This is a genomic window from Candidatus Kosakonia sp. 282A-S69, from assembly GCF_029433855.1.
Classification (GTDB): domain Bacteria; phylum Pseudomonadota; class Gammaproteobacteria; order Enterobacterales; family Enterobacteriaceae; genus Kosakonia; species Kosakonia cowanii_A.
The window spans coordinates 26347-46787 of record NZ_JAROAU010000002.1 but is presented as its reverse complement, the minus strand read 5'-3'; the positions used below and the strand labels follow the sequence as shown (position 1 = coordinate 46787).

Below are 20441 nucleotides of genomic sequence, written 5' to 3'. Positions count from 1 at the left end.
TCATCCATGCATAAATTACTGGGTGCTGCACTGCTGTGCAGCGCGCTGACCGGCTGCGCCGGTATGAATTCAGATTTCGACTGTAATGCCACCGCCACCGATAAGTGCCTGACCACCGCTGAGGCCAATGCCCTGGCCGCAAAGGGGAAAAGCATTAACGACATCGGTCAGGACACTGCCGTAAAAAAGCCTGCGGGTGAAACCCTGCCGGCACTGCGTAACACGGCACCGACGGTCAGTTCTTCCCGCCCCGTTTCTGTCGCAGCAACCGGTGTCATCGCCCCGCGCCCGATCGCCACCGTATCGTCACCGGTACGCAGCGCCCTGACCGGCCCGACTGCACAGACAACATCGTATGTGTCGCCGGCGAGCTCTGTCAGCGGCGCGGGACGCGTGACCGCGCAGCGTATTCCGGACGCCACACAGCGCCTGTGGATTGCCCCGTGGGTCGACACCGACGACAACTTTCATCAGCCCGCCGTCGTGGAGTTTGTGAAAAACAAATCTCACTGGGATGAGGGGTTCCGCATTATCGGGGAGGGGGATGAATGAGCCGCAAATCACCCCGGCGTGTCTGCCGGACCGGCAACGTTATCTGCACCGGGAAACCGGCTGCCGGTAAAAGCTTCCTGCTGTATGACATCCTCGTTGCGAAAGGCCTGGTCCAGCCAGGCGATATCGCTGCCCGCCTGCACCAGAGCGAGAGGACAAAATAATGTCTGACTTTATTGAAAGCATGATGGATTTGCTGAAAAAGGGCGGCCAGAAAGATGGTTCTGCAACAGCGAAAGCCAACCTGCAGCAGACCTGGGATTATCCCTCCCTGACCGCCGCGCTTCCGTGGCGTTATTACGATGACGCTAACGACATGTTCATCAATGCCGGCAGCGCGGGGTTTATCGTTGAAGCGGCCCCTCTGCCGGGAGCGAACGAGCAGGTGGTGGCCACGCTGGATGACATGCTGCGCAAGAAGCTGCCGCGCAAAACGCCGGTGACCGTCATCATGGTCGCCAGCAAGTGTGTCGGGGAGCGTATCTCGCGCGGCGTCAGCGCCGATATGTGGAAAGGTCCGATGGCCGCGCACCTCAACAGCATTACCCGCGCGTTCTGGGAAAAATCGGCGGTGGAGGGGCTGGCCAATGAACGTGAGTATCCGCTGTACCTGCGTAATTACCGGGTATTTATTGTGTACGGCCGTAAGGCTCGTCACTTCACCCCAAAACTGATTGATGAACTCAAGCAGATCCGTAACACCATCCGCGTGTCACTGAATGCCGCGCGCATCGACTCAGTAAACACCACTGCAAACGACTTCCTCTCGCTCATGCGTGAACTCGTTAACTACCGTTCCGGGCAGGTCATGCCTGCCGGTGATGAGTGGAACACCGAGGAGGAGATGAACCGGCAGGTTGTTGATCAGGGTATCGATATCAAGGTTCGTCCGTCGCATATCAGTCTTGCGCTGCCTGAAACCATCATTGAAAAGCAGATGCGGGATAACGACGGTAACGCAACGGAAGTCCGGCAGACGCGCGTGGCGGCCTCATCGTGTCGCGTGGTGAACATGCAGCTGACCAAAAACCCGACGCGCTTTGCACTCTGGCAGGGCGCTGACAACCTTCAGAACCTGCGTTTTCCTGACCTCGGCATTCCCTGTCCCTTCATGCTGACCTGGACCATTGAGCTGGAAGAGCAGACCCGGAGCCAGGGCGAAGCGATGCGCAAGAACATGGATCTCGGCAAGAAAGCCAACTCGGCCTATGCCATGCTGTTTCCTGGCGTGAAAAAACAGGCAGAAGAATGGCGAAGAATGCAGATGGAACTGGGCACGAACGAGGTGTCCCTGTGCCGGTATTACTTCAACCTCACCCTGTTCACGCCGGATAATGAGGCGGATGCGCTGTCCTGCGAGCTGGCCGCCGTTAACCTGTTCCGCAAAAATGAGCTGGAGCTGACCACGATTCAGTACCAGCAGATGCGTAACTGGCTGGCCTCCATGCCGTTCATGATGCAGGAGGGGATGTGGGAAGATCTGAAAGCGACCGGTGCCACACTGCGCGCCAAGAGCTGGAATGCCGTTAACCTGATGCCGGTGGTCGGTGAACGTCACCTGTCACGGCGCGGCATGCCGCTGCCGACCTACCGCAACCAGACTGCCTTCTTCGATATGTTTGATGAGGCGAACGGCAGCACAAACTCCAATATTGCGGTAACCGGCACGTCCGGGGCGGGAAAATCGTTTCTCGTTCAGGGGATACTGCGTGATGTCCTGAATTCTGGCGGTTTTGGCTGGGTCATCGACATGGGTGACAGCTACAAAAACTACTGTAAGCAGGCCGGGGGCGTCTACCTCGATGGAGCCGATCTGCGCTTCAACCCGTTTGCCAACATCCGTGATATCAAAGTATCTGCTGAAGGCATTGTACGGCTGCTTGCCGTACTGGCCAGCCCGACAGAGCCGCTTGACGGCGTCTGTGAAGCCATACTGCAGAAGGCTGTGACCGAGGCATGGCAGCTTAAGGGCAGCGGGGCGCGCATCGATGACGTCCATGCCTATCTCACCAGCCCGGAGGTCAACAACGGATTTCAGGACCGGCCAACGATTGTTGCCCGTCTTGCCGAGCTGGCCCTGTTGCTGGAAGCCTACTGCAGCTGGGGTTCATACGGGGAATACTTCAACGCAGAGAAGCCGACGCTCGACGAAGATACGCGCTTCGCGGTGCTGGAGATGCTCAGTCTGGAAAACAAACCCAAGTTGCTCAGTGCCGTTCTGTTCTCGCTCATTCTGGCGATTCAGGAAAAGATGTACCACAGTCCGCGTGACCTCAAGAAAGTGGCCATTATCGATGAGGCCTGGCGACTGCTCGGTGGCTCTAACCCGCACGCTGCCACCTTTATTGAGACCGGCTACCGTACTGTGCGTCGTCACAGTGGGGCATTCATCACCATCACCCAGGGTATCAAGGACTTTACCGCCAGTAAGCAGGCCGAAGCGGCCTGGAACAACAGCGCAACAAAAATCACCCTCCTGCAGGATGCAAGGGCCTTCAAACAGTACCTGGCGGAATATCCCGATCAGTTCACTGAAATCGAAAAAGAGGTCATCAAGTACTTCCAGCCCGCCATCGACACCGGCTACAGCTCGCTGTTGATCACGATCGGCGAGCGCAGTTCGTTCCATCGCCTGTTTGTCGACCCGGTCACGCGCGCCATGTTCAGTTCGCGTGGCAAGGATTTTGCGTTCATGCAGGAAGAACAGATAAAAGGGGCCAGTTCCGAAGAGGCAGCATACCGGCTGGCAGGTCTCAAATATGGTCAGGAACTGGCGGAGCTTGAAGAATGGGCAAAAGCAGCATGAGTGATAACAAACCTTATGACGCGGAGGTGGTGCGTGACGGTGTGACGCTGGCGGGCAGTATGGCGTCGCGCTGGCCGAAGCTGGTCGCGTGCGGCGCGGGCGCGCTGCTGATTGTGACCGGCATTGCCTGGGGCGTGGCCAGACTGGTGACTCCGCAGGTCGTGACGTTCGACATGAAGGGCACGATGGACATCTTCATCCAGCAGTCTGCGCAGCAGAAACTCGATGAGGCGAGGGCAAAAGCCCTGGTCAGTCGTTTCAACCAGGCCATGATCGACAGCCTGGCCGCGTGGCAGCAGAAGCATAACGCGGTGATTCTGGTGCAGCCGGCGGTGGTGAGTGTGCAGCCTGACATCACCCCTGTAATCCGCAACGATATCGCGGCGCGCATGCAGTCGCCTGCCGGGGAGGTGAAATGAACCTGACCCGCTGTCTGGCCGTGATACTCCTGGCGGGCATCACGGCCGGTGCCGGGGCAAAAGACCTCGGCACCTGGGGGAATGTCTTTGAGCCGCAGGAGCAGGACATGCTGGTTTTTATCCAGAAGCGCCTGCAGTCGATGGAGCAGAGCGGTGAGCTGAACCAGCTGCGCAACGAGGCGGTTGAGCGCGTTAAGCGTAACGCCGTCAGGCCGCCGCCCGTTGCCGGCCTGACGCCTGCCGAAAAGTACCGCGCCTTCAGTTATGACCCCACCTTCACCGTCAATGAAACCATCACCGATATGCAGGGCAATATCATTGCCCGCAAGGGCGATCAGGTGAATCCGCTCGACCGGGTGCCTTACAGCCAGACGCTCTACTTTCTCGACGGCGACAACCGCGACCAGGTGGCCTGGATGAAGCAGCAGCTGGCCGGCGCGACGGGTTTCAAAATCATCCTGGTGAAGGGAAACATCAAGGAAACCAGCGATGCCCTGAACGAGCGCATCTACTTCGATCAGGCCGGTGTCCTGACCACAAAATTCGGGTTTGAGCACACCCCGGCGCGTATCACGCGTGACGGTCGGGGCCTGAAGATTGAAGAAATACGTTTACCGGAGGTGGGAAAATGAACCCGGCTTACATGGTGATATCTCAGATGGTTCTGGTAACCCCGTTGTTGATATGGATCACGACGGGGTTATGCAGGAAAGAGGAAAAAAGACTTGCCCGATGGGCCTCACTGGTCACATTACTTATACAGTGTATTGCCTGCTTTATATTGCGTAAGCATTTCGTGGCAGACCCCTTTTCTTTTAGCCTCGCGTTTATATTTTGTCAGACCTTTATTCATTTCCAGCTGCAGACTGCCAGGGGGTTACGCGAGAGTTTTCATTGCCTGCGTGTGCTGTCTCCGGTGATTTCGGTCATGCTCAGTGCCTTCTTATACACCGTTCTGTGGTGGCTGTTTGCGGGTCGGATCCTCATCCTTTTTACCTGGTAATCAGAAAGCTGCTTATTGAATAGGCAAGGGTTACTACAATGGTGCAGGCAAACACCCCAAAAAAATAATGCCATTTTTTATAGTGCTTTGATGTTTCGAACACGTTTATAAGCATTAATACACTTCTGTTTATTATGCATCCATGCCAGAGGAGTATGAACAGGGAAACTATCGTTAATGCCAGGAGATATAACCAGTCCAGAATATCTGGGTTGATACATAGCCTTTTTCCAAAAATAACGATAAGCGTCATGATGGATGTTGTGGTCAGCGTGTCACGCAGTATATCCCTGACAGAGTCAAGGAAACGGTCGTCGCTAAATTCGGCCGGTAAACGCATCTGTTTAACTCCATTCAGTAATCACCTCTGTATCGTACCCGTACACCCATTTTATGTCGTGTTGAAAAGCGAAAGTCTCACCTTTTTGCCGGAGAAATAATGACAACAACCCTCGCAAACAGCAGTACCGGTCCGGTACCTGCTAAGCCGCTGCGTGTCAGTGGCAATCAACTGAAAGAGATTTACCCCGAACTTGATGGCTGGGCCAGTCATCTCGTGACCAAAGCCTTTGTGGGCTGGCAGCGCGCCACCGGCGTGATCGTTAAGGAGGCAGAGAAGCGCGATGAGCGGTTCACGGACTTTCTGATCAATGCGTTTCTTGATAAACAGCGGGAGAGCCGCGCATGAAACCCATACTCATTGCCTTGCTGGTTCTGCTGATGTTGGGTGTGGGCTTACCCGCATACGGAATACTGGCCTTTGACCATTCAGGACCTGTCATGATTGTCTGCTTTCTCCTCGCGCTGGGCCTCATGATTTACATGAGTCGCCAGCGCTCAGGAAAAGAAAAGGCCTGGCGCTATGGCACCCCTGTTGAAGCGTCGAAAAACGAGAAGCTGACCGATCTCAGCACGGCCGTTTATCTCTGGCAGGAAGGCGGACTCAGCACGATGATCCGGATGCTGGAAAGTCTGGAGCGCGCGCTTGATGAGGCCGGTTATGCACTGACGAGGGAGACCGGGCAGGTGCCCGGCATACTGGCGATGCGCTCCATACCCTTCGCAGACCGGCAGCAGATTGCCGCCGCCCTGGTCCGTGACCGGGAGCAATACTGGGCACCGAAGCAGACGGCAGAAATGGTGGAGGACGCTGTACGGCAGAGTCAGAAAACCGGCTACGGCGACAGGATGCTGGAAGAACTGCTCGAAAACCTGCGCAAGCGTGGCTGGCGCTTACAGCGGGTGGCGACACCGGAAAAAACCACTACGCCGATGTTCTGGCAGCTGATTCTGGACGTGGAGGCTGATGAAGGCGTCCCGTATGCCACTATCTCCCGGGCGCTGGGCCGTATCGGCAGCACCTGGCGGGAAGACCGCTCACTGTTTTCGGTGGAAGCACAGACGGTCAGCGGCGGGTTTGAGCACAGTGGTATCGCCGGCAATGACGCCTCACCCGTCCGGTGGTCTGTCACTACCCGGCTCTGTACCGACGGCGCGGGCTTCTTCCCGCAGAGCGGCATGATGGTGATGCCCCCGGCGCTACTGGAGATAAAGAACGCCGCGCCTGTTCCCGGTCGTTTTGTCGCCCGGATTATCGTGCAGGGGACGGCTCAGGATGACCGGGGCACTATGGCAAACCTGCTGCAGAAAGCGGTTTTCAGTATGAGCCTGGGAAGCGCGGAGGACGTCCTGGTGAACGGTGATGCTGGTTACGGATTCACGGCGCACGTACCTGACGCTATGTACAAAACAGCCTGAAAAGGTGGACACATGCTTAAAGACCCTGAACGGAGCGGGGCACACAGATTGATTATCTCTTCCGTCAGGCATAACGCGGATTCCGATGCCTGCCTGAAAGAGATCCTCGGCGAAAACCCGCTCTACAAAACCTCTGTAGTCATCCGCGCCGCCATTGTGGGGCTGCGCCGGATGGACAAGACCGCGCGTGAGCAGCTGATTATCGAAGCCGCGCCAAACGACTGATTTCCCCCTTTTACCCGCCCTCCCGCCGTCCGGTGGCCGTGGCATACCCCGCTGAGGCATAACATGAACCTTCCTGAATCTGTCGGGCCGGTGCCGGTTGTCCGCACACCTGACGGCTACTGGTGCCATCCCGCACTGACTGCATTTTACCGTGACCGTGACTGTGTCCCGCAGGCTGAATATGACCACTGGCTGGCGGACAACAGCCTGGAGGACACGCTGGTCTGTCTGGATCCTGACGAAGACACGCCGGCGGCGCAGGCCTATGCCCGCAATGCCGATATTTCATACTGGACGCCGCCCGTACCTGCAGGTGAGGGCTGGTTTACCGGCGCGATATTCGACGACGAGGATTACGGTCCCGCCTGTATCTGGCTGCGCCGGCGGGAGGTGCCATGCGACGCAGGCTGAGGGCGGTCTTCTTTCTGCTCGGTATTGTCCTGGCCGGCACGGCACTGCCCGTGTCGTCCGCCAGTAATGCCGGGGAAGGACGCTGGGTGAACCCCATCACGGACGTGTGCTGGAAGTGTCTGTTTCCCATGACGCTCGGCAACATTAAGCTGGCCTCCGGGCCACAGCCTGACACCAGTAACCCGTCCAGTCCGCTGCAGATATGCCCGGTCGGGGTGTTGTACCGCGTCGGGCTGGCCATTGGTTTCTGGGAGCCGATGGCCATGACGGACGTCACCCGCGAGCCGGGCGTGATGGTCAACATGGGCGGATTTAAAATCGATCTGGGGCGGACCGGGACCGGAACGGCCGGACAGAGCGACAGACCCGCTGCCGGCGCGTTCTACCATGTTCACTGGTACAAATACCCGCTGATATGGTGGCTGAATATCATTACCAGTATCGGCTGCCTGCAGACCGGGGATATGGATATCGCCTACCTCTCCGAGGTCGATCCCCTCTGGAATGACAGTACGCTCTCGATGCTGATTAACCCGGAGGCTGTGCTCTTCGGCAACCTGGTGGCACAGGCCGCCTGTTCGGCAGATGCCGCTGCCGCGTCCGCCGGCCTGCCGCTGTCGCCGCTGTTCTGGTGCGCAGGGGCGCAGGGGTCGATGTATCCCCTGACCGGGTATACCACCGGGGAATTTTCACCCCTGGAGACGTCAGTTCTGGTGACCGAGCGCATGGCGTTCAAAATGCACCGGGAAGGGCTGGTCTGGAACTCGATCGGTGCCAACAACGCCGTCTGTAACCAGTACCCGTCTCCCATTATTCCCAAAGAGCGCTGGCGCTATCAGATGGTGAACATGCTGCCGGAGGCGTCCAACTGCCACCCGTTCGGGGCCAGTACGCAGCTCTGGGGCACGTCCCACAACTCCCCGTCGTCGAAGAAAAACTTCGGTTATCTCCTCTGGCGTAAACGTAACTGCGTCTTTCTCTGAGGTCTTCCATGAAAAATACTCTTTTCCGGGCGCTGCTTGCCGGCAGCCTGGTGCTCTGCCATTGCGCCGAAGCCAGTGAGCAGGCTGACGTTTCCGCCCGTGACCGGGCGTGGATGAAGCAACAGCAGGATAATTTACAGGCTTTCAAAGACACGCTGTCCGGGCAGACGATGACGCTGCCGGCGCAGCAGCAGGACCTGATGTCGCGTCTTCAGCAGGGGATCGCGGCAGAGCATCCTGACGGTGAGAAAAAGACCTTTCCGGCCATTTACTTTGTCAGCCTGGGGCTGCCGCGCGAAGGTCTGGTGCCGATGCTGAAGCATGCTCACCGCTTTAACATCCCGGCCACCCTGCGCGGGCTTCGCAACAATAATTTCCGCCAGACCGCGGCGGCCATGTTTGAGCTGGCCAGAGAGGACAAGGACATCGGCGTCCAGATAGATCCGACGCTCTACAGCGACTATCACATCACCGCTGTACCGGCGCTGGTCGTCACCTGTCCGGGGCATTACGACGTCATTCGCGGCAGTCTCCCGCTGCAGCAGGCGCTCGAGAAGGTGGCGTCTGACGGTGACTGTGCCGCCACGGCACGCCAGCTGCTGGAGGCCGCCCGATGAAACCGGTCATTTTTCTTCTGGCGCTGCTTGCCAGTGGCCTGGTCCGTGCGGATGCGAATCAGGATGCATGGAGTGCCGGGGCCGGCTTTGGTAAGGGACAGGCCTCACAGGGCACCTCGTCCCTGAAAAACCCCGGCACGGTGCAGGGCAGCATTCCGGGCTATACCGCCAGCCCGCCCGAAACGGGCTACTACGGCGGCGTGTCAGGCGGCGACGGTGGCCTGAACAGTAAAGGTCAGCAGGCGCTGCAGAACAGCGGGGCGGGGCAGGTCGTCATCGATGCCGGCACGAAAAACCCGCTGCCGGTGATTGACCCGAAAGCCCCTTACATCACCGCCGGCAAGAACGCGGAAGGCGCTGCCGACAACATCGTCAACGGCACCGGTAATCCGCAGCAGTGTCAGCCTGGCACGGTCACGAAATCCGTGTTCGACAAATACACCTGCGAGCGGGATGTGTGGGTTAACCAGAGCTGCAAACGCAGCGCGACCGTCGAGGTGGATAACAGCGGTACCACCTGGGAAACAAAAACGGTGGAGTACGAAATGAGTCAGCAGCCGGTGCAGGAGATAAACGGCATGAACATCGCCACCATTGTGCCGACCGTCAGCGGCGAGATTGTCCGCGCCACATACACCTGGTCAGACCGGCTGGGCAACAAACCGCGCTTTTACATGACCATTTATGTCCTTGGAGCGGAAATCCCCTGGCATAACAAGGGCAGCGCGCAGGATGTGGCGTTCACGCCGGTCCCCGCCACGCTGACGGCCGGCGTGGCGTTTACCTCGAAACATCAGCACAGCATCCACTCCGGGTCGGGAAGTCAGACTTTTAAACACCGGCATGTGCAGCTGAAAATCTCCCTGATCATCCGGGTGAAAAAAACCAGCAGCGTACCGAAAGTGGTCTGGCGTGAAACCTGCGGCTTCGACAAAAAAGGTGCCGTGCCGGTTTCCAGCGTCTGTACCGTGCCCGGCGGCAACCGCCCTGTGGTAATCGACGGCGAGACGCAGCAGGTTCACAGCGACTGCTGGGAGTATGAGGACCAGTACCTGCAGAAAACCGGTTCGAACGGCACCTGTGCCTCGCTGATGAATAACCCGGCCTGCACCGTTACCGGAACGCAGTGCAAGACTAAAACCGGAACGTACTGTGAGCATGAAGTGGTCAGTTACGAGTGCCAGCGCAACTTCTCCTCCACCGGGCTTATCTGCGGCGGGACGTACTTCTGTAAGTCCGGGAACTGCAGCGATACCGATGGCGCGGGTGACAGCGGGTTCGACACCGCCGTGGCCAAACTGGCCAGTCTCGCCTCCGCCGCCGCCGATGTGAAGGACGATCAGATAAATGTCAAAGCCTTCACCGGCAAGGCGATGAGCTGTCGTAAGGCGTTTGCGGGCTTCTCCAACTGCTGTAAGGACAGCGGCTGGGGACAGGATGCCGGGCTGTCCGCCTGTAATGACGATGAGCTGGCGCTGGGGAAAGCAAAAGCGAAGAAAATCACCGTCAGCGTGGGCGAACGCTGTGATCATGAAGTCCTCGGCCAGTGCGTGCAGAAAAGCAAAGTGTACTGCGTGTTTGACGGCAAGCTGGCGCGCATCATTCAGGAGCAGGGACGACGCGATCAGCTGGGTGTCGGTTTCGGCAGCGGCAGCAGCCCCAACTGCGGCGGCATCACCGTTCCACAGCTGCAGGGCATCGATTTTGACCGTATCAACTTCGCTGACTTCTACGAAGACCTGATGGCTAACCAGAAAGTCCCCAGTTCGTCGGTGATGGTGAAGCAGGTGAAAGACCGCATCGCAGCGCAGGTGAAACAGACAGGAGGCACAAAATGATGCGCCGCAGTATTTCCCTGTTGCTGATGCTGATGGTACTCCCGGCATTCGCCGAGGAGATTGTCACGCCGGCACCGCCGTTCACGGGCTGGTCCTGGTACAACGAGCCGAAAAAAGCCCCCGCGCCGCCGCCGGTTCAGCCTCAGCCTCAGCCTCAGAAGCCGCGCGTGCCGGACATGAGCAACATGACGGCGCAGGAGCAGACGAAGGTACTGCGTCAGTACACAATGGAGGCGCTCAGCCGCGCCCTCCTGAACCCGACGCGGGAGAACACCGCCACGTACCTCAAGTGGCAGAAGTTCTGGACCGACCGCAGCAGTCTGTTCAGTCAGTCGTTTGCTGCCGCGCAGCTGGAGCATCCGGAGCTGGACTACAACCTGGAGTACCCGCACTACAACAGCACCGCCCCCCTGATTCAGGCCCGCGATCAGCAGCGCCGTCAGGACGCGATTGCGAAGATGGGTCAGCAGTACGGGCTGTTTTACTTCTACCGGGGAAGCGACCCGATTGATGCGCTGATGGCCGGCGTGGTGGCCGATTTTGCAAAGACCAACCATCTGTCCCTCATTCCGGTATCCATTGACGGTAAGGCGGCTCCCTCGCTGCCCGACAGTCGCCCGGACAACGGGCAGGTAGAGGCCATGCGCATCTCGCACTTCCCGGCACTGTTTCTGGTTGACCCGCGCAGCCGCAACTTCCAGCCGCTGGTCTACGGCTTCATGACCCAGGATGACCTGGCGAAGCGCTTCCTGAATGTGTCCACCGGCTTTAAACCCAACTTCTGAGGAGTCTCCGTGAATAAAATCCGGATTGCCGGAAACGTGTTGTCGGGCCTTCAGGCGGTGTTTTTCTGCTTTATCACTGCCCCCGGCATCTTACTGCTGGCACTGGTGCTGTCCGTTCCGTCGCCGTCGGCGTTTTTCGTCAGCGCGGCGAGAACGTTCAGCAAGACAGTGCCCGTGACACCCGCACACCCTGTCAGCCATGACTGCGAAGTGGTGCCACTGGATGACCCGTGGCCGCGACCGTGTCTGCAGCCCGTCACGCCTGAGTCAGATTTCATCCTGAAGGGCGATCGGTTCCTGGTGAAATTTTACCTGCTTATCGCGCTACTGAATTTTCCCGTGTGGTGCCTGTTAAACATGCCTTCATCTGTTAACCGGCGTGAAGGTCACTGACCCTTTCTTCTGAGGATTACCCATGAGTACATACCGCGCTGCCCGGAGCCTGCCCGCCTGCTGGCGTGCTGCCTGGTTCAGTTTAGTCACCGCGCCGTCACTGGTTCTGTTCTGCCTCTTTATGCTGCTTACGTTCAATAACTCTGTTACCGGTACGTTTCTGGATGCCGCCCGCGATCTGGTCGTGGACGCCCCGCCCGGAAAAATATGGGGTTGTGCACCGCCCCTCAGCACGCCCGTTGAAAAGGTTATGCCACAGGAGAACGGTATCGCTGCAGCGCCGCCGGACGTCAGGTGTGAGCGCGCGGCCGTTGATGCCATTGCCTGGCAGAAAAATGTGGATCGTCTGATACGCAATCTGTATGTGACCGTTGCGGTTGCCGGCGCGTTTTTCTGGTGGCTTTTCGGCAGTAAGCCTGGCGTTCCGGAGGCCGCTGAGTGGGCCGGCCGGAAGGTGAAATCATTGCGTAAGACTGTGCAGGAGAAGGAATAGCACCATGAAACCATTGTCCCTGTCTGACATTGTCGTCATTTTCTTTGCGGGCATCATGTTCAAGTGCCTCAGCGATATTTACGGCGCCTATCCTTGGCTTACCCAGTTAATGTGCCTGTGGGGAGGCTATCTCCTGATGGCGCTCTCCGCGCTGCTTCTGGCCTGTAACCGGTGGTGGTACTGGCGACACCGCCATGACGTTATCCCGGAGGTGCAGGATGAAAAGTAATGCCCTGACCGCGCTTTTACTGCTGTTTCCCCTGCTGGCCAGCGCCGGTGTGCGGGATGAAATTGCCGCCCTCGATGCGGCAAAAATCACACAGCAGCAACCCGCGACGGAGACGCCGGCAAAACCGGCCGACCCGCAGAGCCTGATGCAGCTGCCTGACGGTCGTCGCGTCAACATGGCGGATTACGCCGTGGTCGTCTTCATGCAGGCGCACTGTCAGTACAGCGCGAAGTTTGACCCTGACCTGAAGCACTGGGCCGACCAGCACAATATCCGGGTGTATCCCTACACGCTGGATGGCGGCGGCGATGCTGCGTTTCCGGTGCCGCTGATCCCGCGCAAAAGCGATCCGGTTCTGCCCCTGGCGGATGAAATCATGACGTTCTTTGGCAACGGGCTGCCCATTGCCACACCGACCGCGTTCATGGTTAACGTCCACACCCTGCGGGCCTACCCGCTGACGCAGGGGGTGATGGATATCGGCACGCTGGAAAGCCGCTACGCCAGCCTGATTCAGGCTGATATGGACCAGATTGATCCACAGTCACTTCCCCCGCTGCCGGCAAACGCGCAGGTAACGCCTCAGTAATACACACGGAAAACAGAATGACTACAACACCGTATGCTTCACCGCGTACCGGTCGCGCATGCCTGCAGGACAGCAGGGCGTTTCCGGTCAACGATCCACGCGATGCCCGATTTACGGATGCTCAGCAACTGAAGGAGTGCGCGTAATGAACAGGCTCAGAACAGGGTTAATTGCTGTTATGAAGATCATGATGAGCGACGAGCCGGGAAAAGCCGCCACAGAGAAAGCCTTCTGGCGATTGCTGAGCGCGGCGATTTTTCTGCTTGTCGTGCATGTCGTTTACCTGCGATGCATCGGCCTCACACTGGAAACGCTGATGTCACTGCGCCCGGATGTGACGCGCGGCGAGCAGTTTACGCTTTCCATTCTCATTCACTACCCGGACTACATGGTACTGTCGTTTCTGGTCGGGGTTCTGGTGCTGCTCTGCCTCAGCGTCCTGGTGATGGTGGCCAGAGAGTTCGCCGGCGTGCTTCACCGCCGTCTCACACGTCAGCCCGCTGTGCAGGAGAATATCCATGATTAAGCCTCTCCTGACGGCAGCAGCCGTCTTCCTGACCGGCATGGTCATCACACCCGCACAGGCTGACGTGAACGGCGATCTCAACGGCTTCTTTGGCAGCCTCGGCTACAGCGGCAACGTCACCCAGGCGCAGGCATGGCAGGGGCAGGCCGCCGGGTACTTCACCGGCGGGTCGGTTTATCTGCGTAACCCGGTCAAAAACGTCCAGCTAATCTCGATGCAGGTGCCCTCCCTGAACGCCGGCTGCGGCGGTATCGATGCCTATCTCGGCTCCTTCTCGATGATCAGCGGGGAAGAAATTCAGCGCTTCGTGAAGCAAATCATGAGTAACGCCCAGGGCTACGCCTTCGATCTCGCGCTGCAGACGATGGTGCCGGAGCTGAAGCAGGCGAAGGACTTCCTGCAGAAGCTGGCCAACGACGTCAACTCCATGAACATGAGTTCGTGTCAGGCTGCGCAGGGCATTATCGGCGGTCTGTGGCCGGTCACTCAGGTCTCCCAGCAGAAAATCTGTCAGGACATCGCCGGCGAAAGCAACATGTTCGCGGACTGGGCAGCCTCCCGTCAGGGATGCACCGTGGGCGGCAAGAGTGACAGTGTGACGAGCCGTGCCAGCGACAAGGACAAGGATCAGGTCCTGAAAAACAAAAACCTTATCTGGGATGCACTCAGCCGCAACCGGCTTTTTGACAGCAACCGCCAGCTGAAAGAGCTGGTCATGAGCGCCGTCGGCTCCATCATCTTCAATAAGGAAGGGCAGGTGACCATCCTGACGCCGCTGGTTGATAACCGCGACCTGGTCAAGGTGCTGATGCGGGGTGGCACCGCGAAGGTGTATGGCTGCGATGAAGAGTCGGTATGCCTGACACCGGTGGTGGTGAGTATCAACGTTCAGGAAAAAAACGGACTGGTCACGCTGGTGAAAAATCTGATGCTCTCGATGCAGTCGAAACTGGTCAATGACACCCCGTTGTCGGATCAGGAAAAGGGGTTCGTGAACACCACCTCCGTGCCGGTGCTGAAGTATCTCACCAACGCCCAGAGTATGGGGCAGAGCGCGACGTATCTGCTGCAGGTCAGTGACTTCATTGCCCAGGACCTGATGATTCAGTACCTCCAGGAGCTGGTCAAGCAGGCCTCGCTCTCGATGGCCGGGAAAAACTGGCCGGAAGAAGCGGCCTCAAAACTGCGCGACAACGTGCTCCATGCGCAGGGACTTCTGGCTGACATGAAACTCCAGTCAGCGGCTGACCAGAATGCGCTGGACGGCATTGACCGCAACATGCAGTACCTGCAGCAGCAGGTCTCAACCATCGTTTCCGGCTCATACCAGAGCAACTACAAGTGGGGGAACCCCTGATGCTTGAAATCTATACAATCTACGGTGGCGGGATGTGGAAGTCTGCGTTTGACGCGGTCGTCGGCATCCTCGGCACCGGGACGTGGAGCACCCTGCTGCGTATCGCAGGCACTTTCTCGGTGCTCGGCGTACTGGCAACGTTTACCAAAAGCCGTAACCCGATGGTGTTCGTGCAGTGGCTGGCGATATTCATGCTGATCACCTCTGTGCTGCTTGTGCCGAAGCGCTCAGTACACATTATTGATATCACCGATCCGGCGGCCGTATGGGTGACCGATAATGTGCCGGTGGGGCTGGCCGGCATTGCCTCGGTGACAACCGGGATCGGGTATCACCTCGCGCAGCTTTACGATTACATGATGGCACGCCCGGACTCGGTGACCTACACCAAAACCGGCATGCTGTTCGGGTCCGGTATCGTGGCGGAAAGCAGTGACATTCAGACGCAGAACCCGGAGCTGGCACAGATGCTGCCTGACTACGTGGAAAACTGCGTCATCGGCGATATCCTGCTGAACCACAAATACACCGTGAACCAGCTGCTGAACACCACTGACCCGCTGGGGCTTATCACCAGTAACCCCAGCCCGCTGCGGGGGATTTTCAAAACAACGTCGACGAACCGTGAGTTTCTGACCTGTCAGCAGGCCGCGTCGCAGATCCAGACGCTCGCAGGGCATGACAGTCAGCTGACCAGCCCGACCTTCTCCATGCTCACGCAACGCATCTTCGGAAACCGGATGAACGGGGCGGTGATGCTGGCCAACGCGATGAATGAAAGTTACGGCTTCTTCTACGCCGGCGGAATGAGTGCGGCGCAGATCATGAAGAACAACGTGACCAACAGCGCCATCCGTCAGGGCATCCGCGGCTTTGCGGCCCGCTCATCGGACACCGCGAACCTGCTGAATCTGGCCACCGAAAGTGCGGCCACCAAGCAGCGCCTCAGCTGGGCGGCAGGCAGCACACTGGCCACGCGGCAGTTACCGTTCCTGCAGTCACTCATGATGCTGATCCTGGTCTGCCTCTTCCCGCTGGTCATCGCGCTGGCAGCGGCAAACCACAGTCTCTTCGGACTGAACACCCTGAAACTGTATATCGGCGGGTTTCTGTACTTCCAGATGTGGCCGGTGATGTTCGCCATCCTCAATTACGCCGCGACATTCTGGCTGCAGACAAAAACAGGGGGAACCCCCCTGGTGCTGTCCAACCGGGATGCGGTCGCGCTCCAGCACTCCGATGTCGCCAACCTTGCCGGGTACTGCGCGATGTCGATTCCGGTGCTGTCGTTTTTCCTGACCAAAGGGGCGGCGGCAATGGGATCGCAGCTGGCAGGCAGCGTGATGAGCTCGATGGCGTTTGGCTCTGCCGGCGTGGCCTCCACCACGGCAGACGGCAACTGGTCGTTCAATAACATGTCGATGGACAACCTGAACCAGAACAAGATGGACACCAATATGGTGCAGCGTCTGGGACAGCAGACCTGGCAGGCAGATAACGGCTCAAGCCACACCCTGACTTCCAGTGGACAGAATGTGATCGACGGCTCCGGTGCCATGTCCAACCTGCCGGTGAACATGCGTCTCAGCCAGCTGGCCAGCTCCGGCTTCCAGGAGCAGGCGCGCATGTCGCAGGTGCAGGCGCAGACGGCGCTCGATGGCTACAACCACAGCGTCACCAGTGGCTGGTCACAGCTGGAGCAGGTGACTAAGCAGTCGGGCAGTACGGAAAATATCAGCAATGGCAGTGAGAACAGCCAGGCCGTGAATGCTTCTCGCGGAGCGAACATGATGATGTCAGCAGCGGAGAACTATGCTAAAGCCAAAAATATCTCTACCCAGCAGGCGTATAACGAGCTGATGGATATCAGTAACCAGGGTTCACTTTCCGCAGGCGTTAAAGCTACAGCAAGTGGAGGCGTTAACCTTGCTGTAGTGAAATTTGGCGCAGAGGGGCATCTCGGCGCAGATTTGCGTCATTCTACTGGTAGTTCTAGAGGCATACAGGATAGTGGTATGTCATCAAACGAACATCGTCATGATGAAAACAGCCAAGCTGTACGTGACTTTAAACAAGGCATGGATATGGTGTCCAGCAGCCGCGTTAACGAGTCTGCGATCCATTCCGAAAGTGCCGGCACCAGTAACGTTCAGCAGCTTGCTGCCACGCTTAACGATGCGCAAAGCCAGTATCATCAGTTCACGACCAGTTCGACAAACAGCAACGAATTCAGCCGCATGGCCACACTTGCTCAGAACGAGAGTGCATCGCTTGATACCAACTATACGCAGGAGTTCGTGGACTGGGCATCCAACCGCTATGGAGACAAGGCGCAGTCCATGCTGACCAGCGCCCCGACTGCGCGAGAGGCCGCGATGGAATTTGTTAACGAACGCCTCAAGCCTGAAATTATGGGCGACTATGGACAGGGGCGCAGCGATCTGCAGAGCGGCAATGAGCACGCCGCTTTCAGCGGAGAGCACATCGTCCGCACCGCCGGTGAACCGCAGCCGCTTAATGCCGCAATGTCTTCGCACGGTGGACAGTCTGAAGGCGGTACCTACAGCCCTGCATCCTCCGGCAATCAGCACTTTGCCAGCGAGAGCGGTAATCATACTGTCAGCGGTGGTAATCATGCGGCAGGCAGCGAAACGGGTGGCAGCCAGACCTATCGCAATGAAAGTGGCAGTGCTCCGTTAACCACCGGGTCGCAAACGGCAGGTTCTGAAATCAGCGGTTACGGGAATACTGAGCATCGCAGTGTGTCAGGTGTTACCACTCCGGGCAGCCATGCACGTGCTAATGGACCTGACGAGCCGGTTACGAACAGTCCTTCAGGCAGATTCAGTGAGTCCGGCAGCATGGAAACCCATCGTGCGGGTGGAAATAATATACAACACCATCATACTGAGCAGACGGGGCACAGCCACTCAGCGCCTCAGACCCCGGTAAATAATGTGGGCGGTTCAGGGCAGCAGGTGCGTGGCGGCAAGGTTCCAGGTGAGGATATGCAGACAGCATTCCAGCAAAACCAGTCACGACTTCAGGAGCAGGCAGGACAGGGCTTTGCGCCACAGGAAGAGATGCATCAGCGCGTGGCAGCACAAAGATCTGCCAACGAGCAAAATATCAACAGATCTTCTGTGGAAATAGGCAAAAAACAATCCACTGTTCAGGCATCCAGTGATATGCTTAAGGATGAATCTAATAACGCTCAAGGAAGATTCAATCTCGAGCGTAAAGAGAAAGAATATGATCAGTCGAGTAATTTCAATCCGTTTAACGAGTTAGACCCTGGCAAGCTCAAAGATGAAATTGACGATATGAAGAAGAATGGGATCAAGAGGTGACTATTATGAATCGAACAATAAATAATATTTATTGCTTTATGCCGATGGTAATGTTTTTAGGTTACGCTGGCGTTATGAGTCTACGCTTCGGCTTATCATTCTTATATATGTCACTTATATTGAATTCTCTTGCTTTTTTGATATATCTCGCGATTTACTTCTCTCTCAAGAAAAGTAAATTAATGTGCTCAACCTCCTTGGTAACGTATATTTCGTTGGCATTGTTAGCTTGTTTGGGGGGGCTGGCCGCAACTGTAGGTGAAGATCGTGAAACAGCTTTAATCTGTGGGATCGTAATTCACTCTGTTTTGGCGTTTGTATTTGTATTTGTTTGTGGTGCCAAGATATCCAAAAACCAATACTTTTTTGATAAAGATTCAGGCAAGTACTTTAAAGTCAAAGATGGACGCTTTCATGAGCTTACAAACGAGCAAGTGCAGAGCATCCCAAATCTTGGCCTGATTGCAACAGAGTCATATAAAGGACATTTTGCATCTGTAGGCATGTCTAATGACTTAAGTTCAAATGAAATCAATGCTCATGTTTATACTGGTTCGATTAGTGGTACAGATAATTATATAAACCCTTCATCGGGCCTTCCCATGCAAGGTGGCATGTCGGGGTTGGATGTTGCAGGCAATAGCTGGGGAACTAATTTTAATGACCCGACGAATCATCAACCTTATGATTCGACTCGTGGATACTAGACGAAGTAAAAGTTTATCCCGTTACACGTAATCGTCGCCCTCAAATTCATCCTTTTCTCACTAAGCGCTAACCACTGCCCCGGTGGTTAGCGTTTCTTTTATAAAACACTTCAGGAATAAATATGAAACTGAATAAATTTGCAGTTTGCGGTATCGCTTTGTCTGTTTTTGCCCTCAGCGGCTGCGGTGCCATGAGCACAGCAGTTAAAAAGCGCAATCTGGACGTCAGAATGCAAATGAGTGAAACCATCTGGCTTGAGCCTGCCTCAGAAAGAACGGTGTACATTCAGGTGCGAAATACGTCGGACAAAGATATGTCGGGGCTGCAGACAAAAATTGCGGCAGAACTTACTGCAAAAGGGTATCAGGTGTCAGCCTCTCAGGACGCGGCGTATTTCTGGGTGCAGGCGAACGTGCTCAAGGCCGACAAAATGGATTTACGGCAGTCACAGGGCTTCCTCAGTTCCGGTTACGAAGGAGCAGTGACGGGCGCTGCCCTGGGCGCGGGCATTACGGGTTATAACACCGGCTCCGCTGGTGCAACACTCGGCGCAGGGCTGGCGGCAGGCCTTGTCGGTATGGCGGCTGATGCGCTGGTCGAGGACGTTAACTACACGATGGTGACCGATCTGCAAATCTCCGAGCGCAGCAAGGCTGTCGTCACAACGGACAATGTGGCGGCGCTGAAACAGGGCTCATCCGGGGTGAAGCTGCAGACCAGCACAGAGCAGGGCAACCGGGCGAAATACCAGACCCGCGTGGTCTCGAACGCCAACAAGGTTAACCTCAAGTTTGATGAGGCAAAACCGGTGCTCGAGGCGCAGCTGGCCAGGTCCATCGCCGGCATTATGTAACACCGCTTTTCTCTCCGGGCCTCCTGCCCGATTTCACTGTTAACAACGCCTTTCCGGTTCCGCTTTCCTGTCGCGCGCTGCGCTGTCGGGTGCATTGCTGTATCCGGAAGGGCGCAACATGATGAGGTGCAATAGTGTCGGTATATATCCCGTATCGCAGGCCGGGTGGCTCAGAAGACCTTCTGGCGCTGATTGCGCTGGAAAGCGATCTGGTTCATGCCCTGGCCATTATCCGCCAGTCCGGAAGCGTTGAAGAGTATGAGCGGCTGGCGCTTGCGCCGTGGTGGGCCGGGTACGTTATGACCCTGGAGGGCCTGGACGCCAGTTTGTGGGACTCTGAAGCCTGCGCGGATGTGGCGTTGTCTGTCAGACATCTGGCCACTGAAATGGATGAACAGGCGTGGCGGACCGGCATCAGGGACGCAACGTATGAACTTAAACAGCAGGAGGAAGACCGGCATTACCTTTCAGTCTCATCGCCGTAACCCCTTTCTGCATGTCTTTCAGCCCGGCGCGTATGTGCCTTTCTCACCCTCAGTGGATATT

Annotated in this window: 24 protein-coding genes; all 24 read left to right on the top strand. The window is 57.1% G+C overall.

Translation table 11 applies throughout. The annotated features are described in order from the left end of the window. The first annotated feature begins 6 nt into the window (after window positions 1-6). The 24 genes from traV (at window position 7) to PU683_RS05220 (ending at window position 20380) form a co-directional block, all read left to right on the top strand. Entirely contained in the window at window positions 7-552 is a 546-nt protein-coding gene (gene traV, locus PU683_RS05335) for a type IV conjugative transfer system lipoprotein TraV (protein ID WP_277170536.1), read from the top strand. Beyond that, window positions 549-716 (top strand): hypothetical protein, encoded by a 168-nt coding sequence (locus PU683_RS05330; RefSeq protein ID WP_277170535.1) that lies wholly within the window; start codon window positions 549-551, stop codon window positions 714-716. The genes traV and PU683_RS05330 overlap by 4 nt, the downstream gene beginning before the upstream one ends. Then, window positions 716-3358: a type IV secretion system protein TraC gene (gene traC / locus PU683_RS05325; RefSeq protein ID WP_277170534.1), complete on the top strand. Its 2643-nt coding sequence runs from the start codon at window positions 716-718 to the stop codon at window positions 3356-3358. The genes PU683_RS05330 and traC overlap by 1 nt, the downstream gene beginning before the upstream one ends. Then, entirely contained in the window at window positions 3355-3777 is a 423-nt protein-coding gene (trbI, locus tag PU683_RS05320; protein WP_277170533.1) for a type-F conjugative transfer system protein TrbI, read from the top strand. Before traC ends, trbI begins: the two co-directional genes overlap by 4 nt. After that, window positions 3774-4409, top strand: a complete 636-nt coding sequence (gene traW / locus PU683_RS05315) for a type-F conjugative transfer system protein TraW (protein WP_277170532.1) — start codon at window positions 3774-3776, stop codon at window positions 4407-4409. The genes trbI and traW overlap by 4 nt, the downstream gene beginning before the upstream one ends. 810 nt (window positions 4410-5219) lie before the next feature. After that, window positions 5220-5468, top strand: coding sequence for a hypothetical protein (locus PU683_RS05310; protein WP_277170531.1), 249 nt, complete (start codon window positions 5220-5222; stop codon window positions 5466-5468). Beyond that, entirely contained in the window at window positions 5465-6538 is a 1074-nt protein-coding gene (locus PU683_RS05305) for a hypothetical protein (RefSeq protein WP_277170530.1), read from the top strand. Before PU683_RS05310 ends, PU683_RS05305 begins: the two co-directional genes overlap by 4 nt. 12 nt (window positions 6539-6550) lie before the next feature. Further along, entirely contained in the window at window positions 6551-6763 is a 213-nt protein-coding gene (locus tag PU683_RS05300; protein WP_094419028.1) for a hypothetical protein, read from the top strand. Between the two features lie 63 nt (window positions 6764-6826). After that, entirely contained in the window at window positions 6827-7174 is a 348-nt protein-coding gene (locus PU683_RS05295; RefSeq protein WP_277170529.1) for a hypothetical protein, read from the top strand. Continuing rightward, complete coding sequence (gene traU, locus PU683_RS05290; RefSeq protein ID WP_277170528.1) at window positions 7159-8157, top strand: conjugal transfer pilus assembly protein TraU; 999 nt, start codon at window positions 7159-7161, stop codon at window positions 8155-8157. Before PU683_RS05295 ends, traU begins: the two co-directional genes overlap by 16 nt. An 8-nt stretch (window positions 8158-8165) precedes the next feature. Further along, a complete protein-coding gene (gene trbC, locus PU683_RS05285; RefSeq protein ID WP_277170527.1) occupies window positions 8166-8774 on the top strand; it encodes a type-F conjugative transfer system pilin assembly protein TrbC in 609 nt (202 codons plus the stop codon). After that, complete coding sequence (traN, locus tag PU683_RS05280; protein ID WP_277170526.1) at window positions 8771-10612, top strand: type-F conjugative transfer system mating-pair stabilization protein TraN; 1842 nt, start codon at window positions 8771-8773, stop codon at window positions 10610-10612. Before trbC ends, traN begins: the two co-directional genes overlap by 4 nt. Then, entirely contained in the window at window positions 10609-11397 is a 789-nt protein-coding gene (traF, locus tag PU683_RS05275) for a type-F conjugative transfer system pilin assembly protein TraF (protein ID WP_277170525.1), read from the top strand. Before traN ends, traF begins: the two co-directional genes overlap by 4 nt. Before the next feature lie 9 nt (window positions 11398-11406). Then, window positions 11407-11790, top strand: coding sequence for a hypothetical protein (locus PU683_RS05270; protein WP_277170524.1), 384 nt, complete (start codon window positions 11407-11409; stop codon window positions 11788-11790). Between the two features lie 22 nt (window positions 11791-11812). Then, the gene (locus tag PU683_RS05265) at window positions 11813-12283 is read left to right on the top strand and encodes a hypothetical protein (protein ID WP_277170523.1); all 471 of its coding nucleotides are present in this window, start codon (window positions 11813-11815) and stop codon (window positions 12281-12283) included. A 4-nt stretch (window positions 12284-12287) separates the two neighbouring features. Then, complete coding sequence (locus tag PU683_RS05260) at window positions 12288-12512, top strand: hypothetical protein (protein WP_042712770.1); 225 nt, start codon at window positions 12288-12290, stop codon at window positions 12510-12512. Further along, window positions 12502-13101: an F-type conjugal transfer protein TrbB gene (gene trbB / locus PU683_RS05255; RefSeq protein WP_277170522.1), complete on the top strand. Its 600-nt coding sequence runs from the start codon at window positions 12502-12504 to the stop codon at window positions 13099-13101. The genes PU683_RS05260 and trbB overlap by 11 nt, the downstream gene beginning before the upstream one ends. A gap of 17 nt (window positions 13102-13118) precedes the next feature. Next, window positions 13119-13247: a hypothetical protein gene (locus tag PU683_RS05250; protein ID WP_277170521.1), complete on the top strand. Its 129-nt coding sequence runs from the start codon at window positions 13119-13121 to the stop codon at window positions 13245-13247. Next, window positions 13247-13627, top strand: coding sequence for a hypothetical protein (locus PU683_RS05245; RefSeq protein WP_277170520.1), 381 nt, complete (start codon window positions 13247-13249; stop codon window positions 13625-13627). Before PU683_RS05250 ends, PU683_RS05245 begins: the two co-directional genes overlap by 1 nt. Further along, window positions 13620-14984 carry a conjugal transfer pilus assembly protein TraH gene (gene traH, locus PU683_RS05240; protein WP_277170519.1) on the top strand — a complete coding sequence of 455 codons (1365 nt, stop codon included), beginning with the start codon at window positions 13620-13622 and terminating at the stop codon, window positions 14982-14984. Before PU683_RS05245 ends, traH begins: the two co-directional genes overlap by 8 nt. After that, window positions 14984-18334 (top strand): conjugal transfer mating-pair stabilization protein TraG, encoded by a 3351-nt coding sequence (gene traG, locus PU683_RS05235; protein ID WP_277170518.1) that lies wholly within the window; start codon window positions 14984-14986, stop codon window positions 18332-18334. Before traH ends, traG begins: the two co-directional genes overlap by 1 nt. A gap of 5 nt (window positions 18335-18339) precedes the next feature. Further along, entirely contained in the window at window positions 18340-19041 is a 702-nt protein-coding gene (locus PU683_RS05230) for a hypothetical protein (RefSeq protein WP_277170517.1), read from the top strand. A 122-nt stretch (window positions 19042-19163) separates the two neighbouring features. Further along, complete coding sequence (traT, locus tag PU683_RS05225; RefSeq protein ID WP_277170516.1) at window positions 19164-19895, top strand: complement resistance protein TraT; 732 nt, start codon at window positions 19164-19166, stop codon at window positions 19893-19895. A gap of 134 nt (window positions 19896-20029) precedes the next feature. Continuing rightward, a complete protein-coding gene (locus PU683_RS05220) occupies window positions 20030-20380 on the top strand; it encodes a hypothetical protein (RefSeq protein ID WP_277170515.1) in 351 nt (116 codons plus the stop codon). Window positions 20381-20441: the final 61 nt, after the last annotated feature.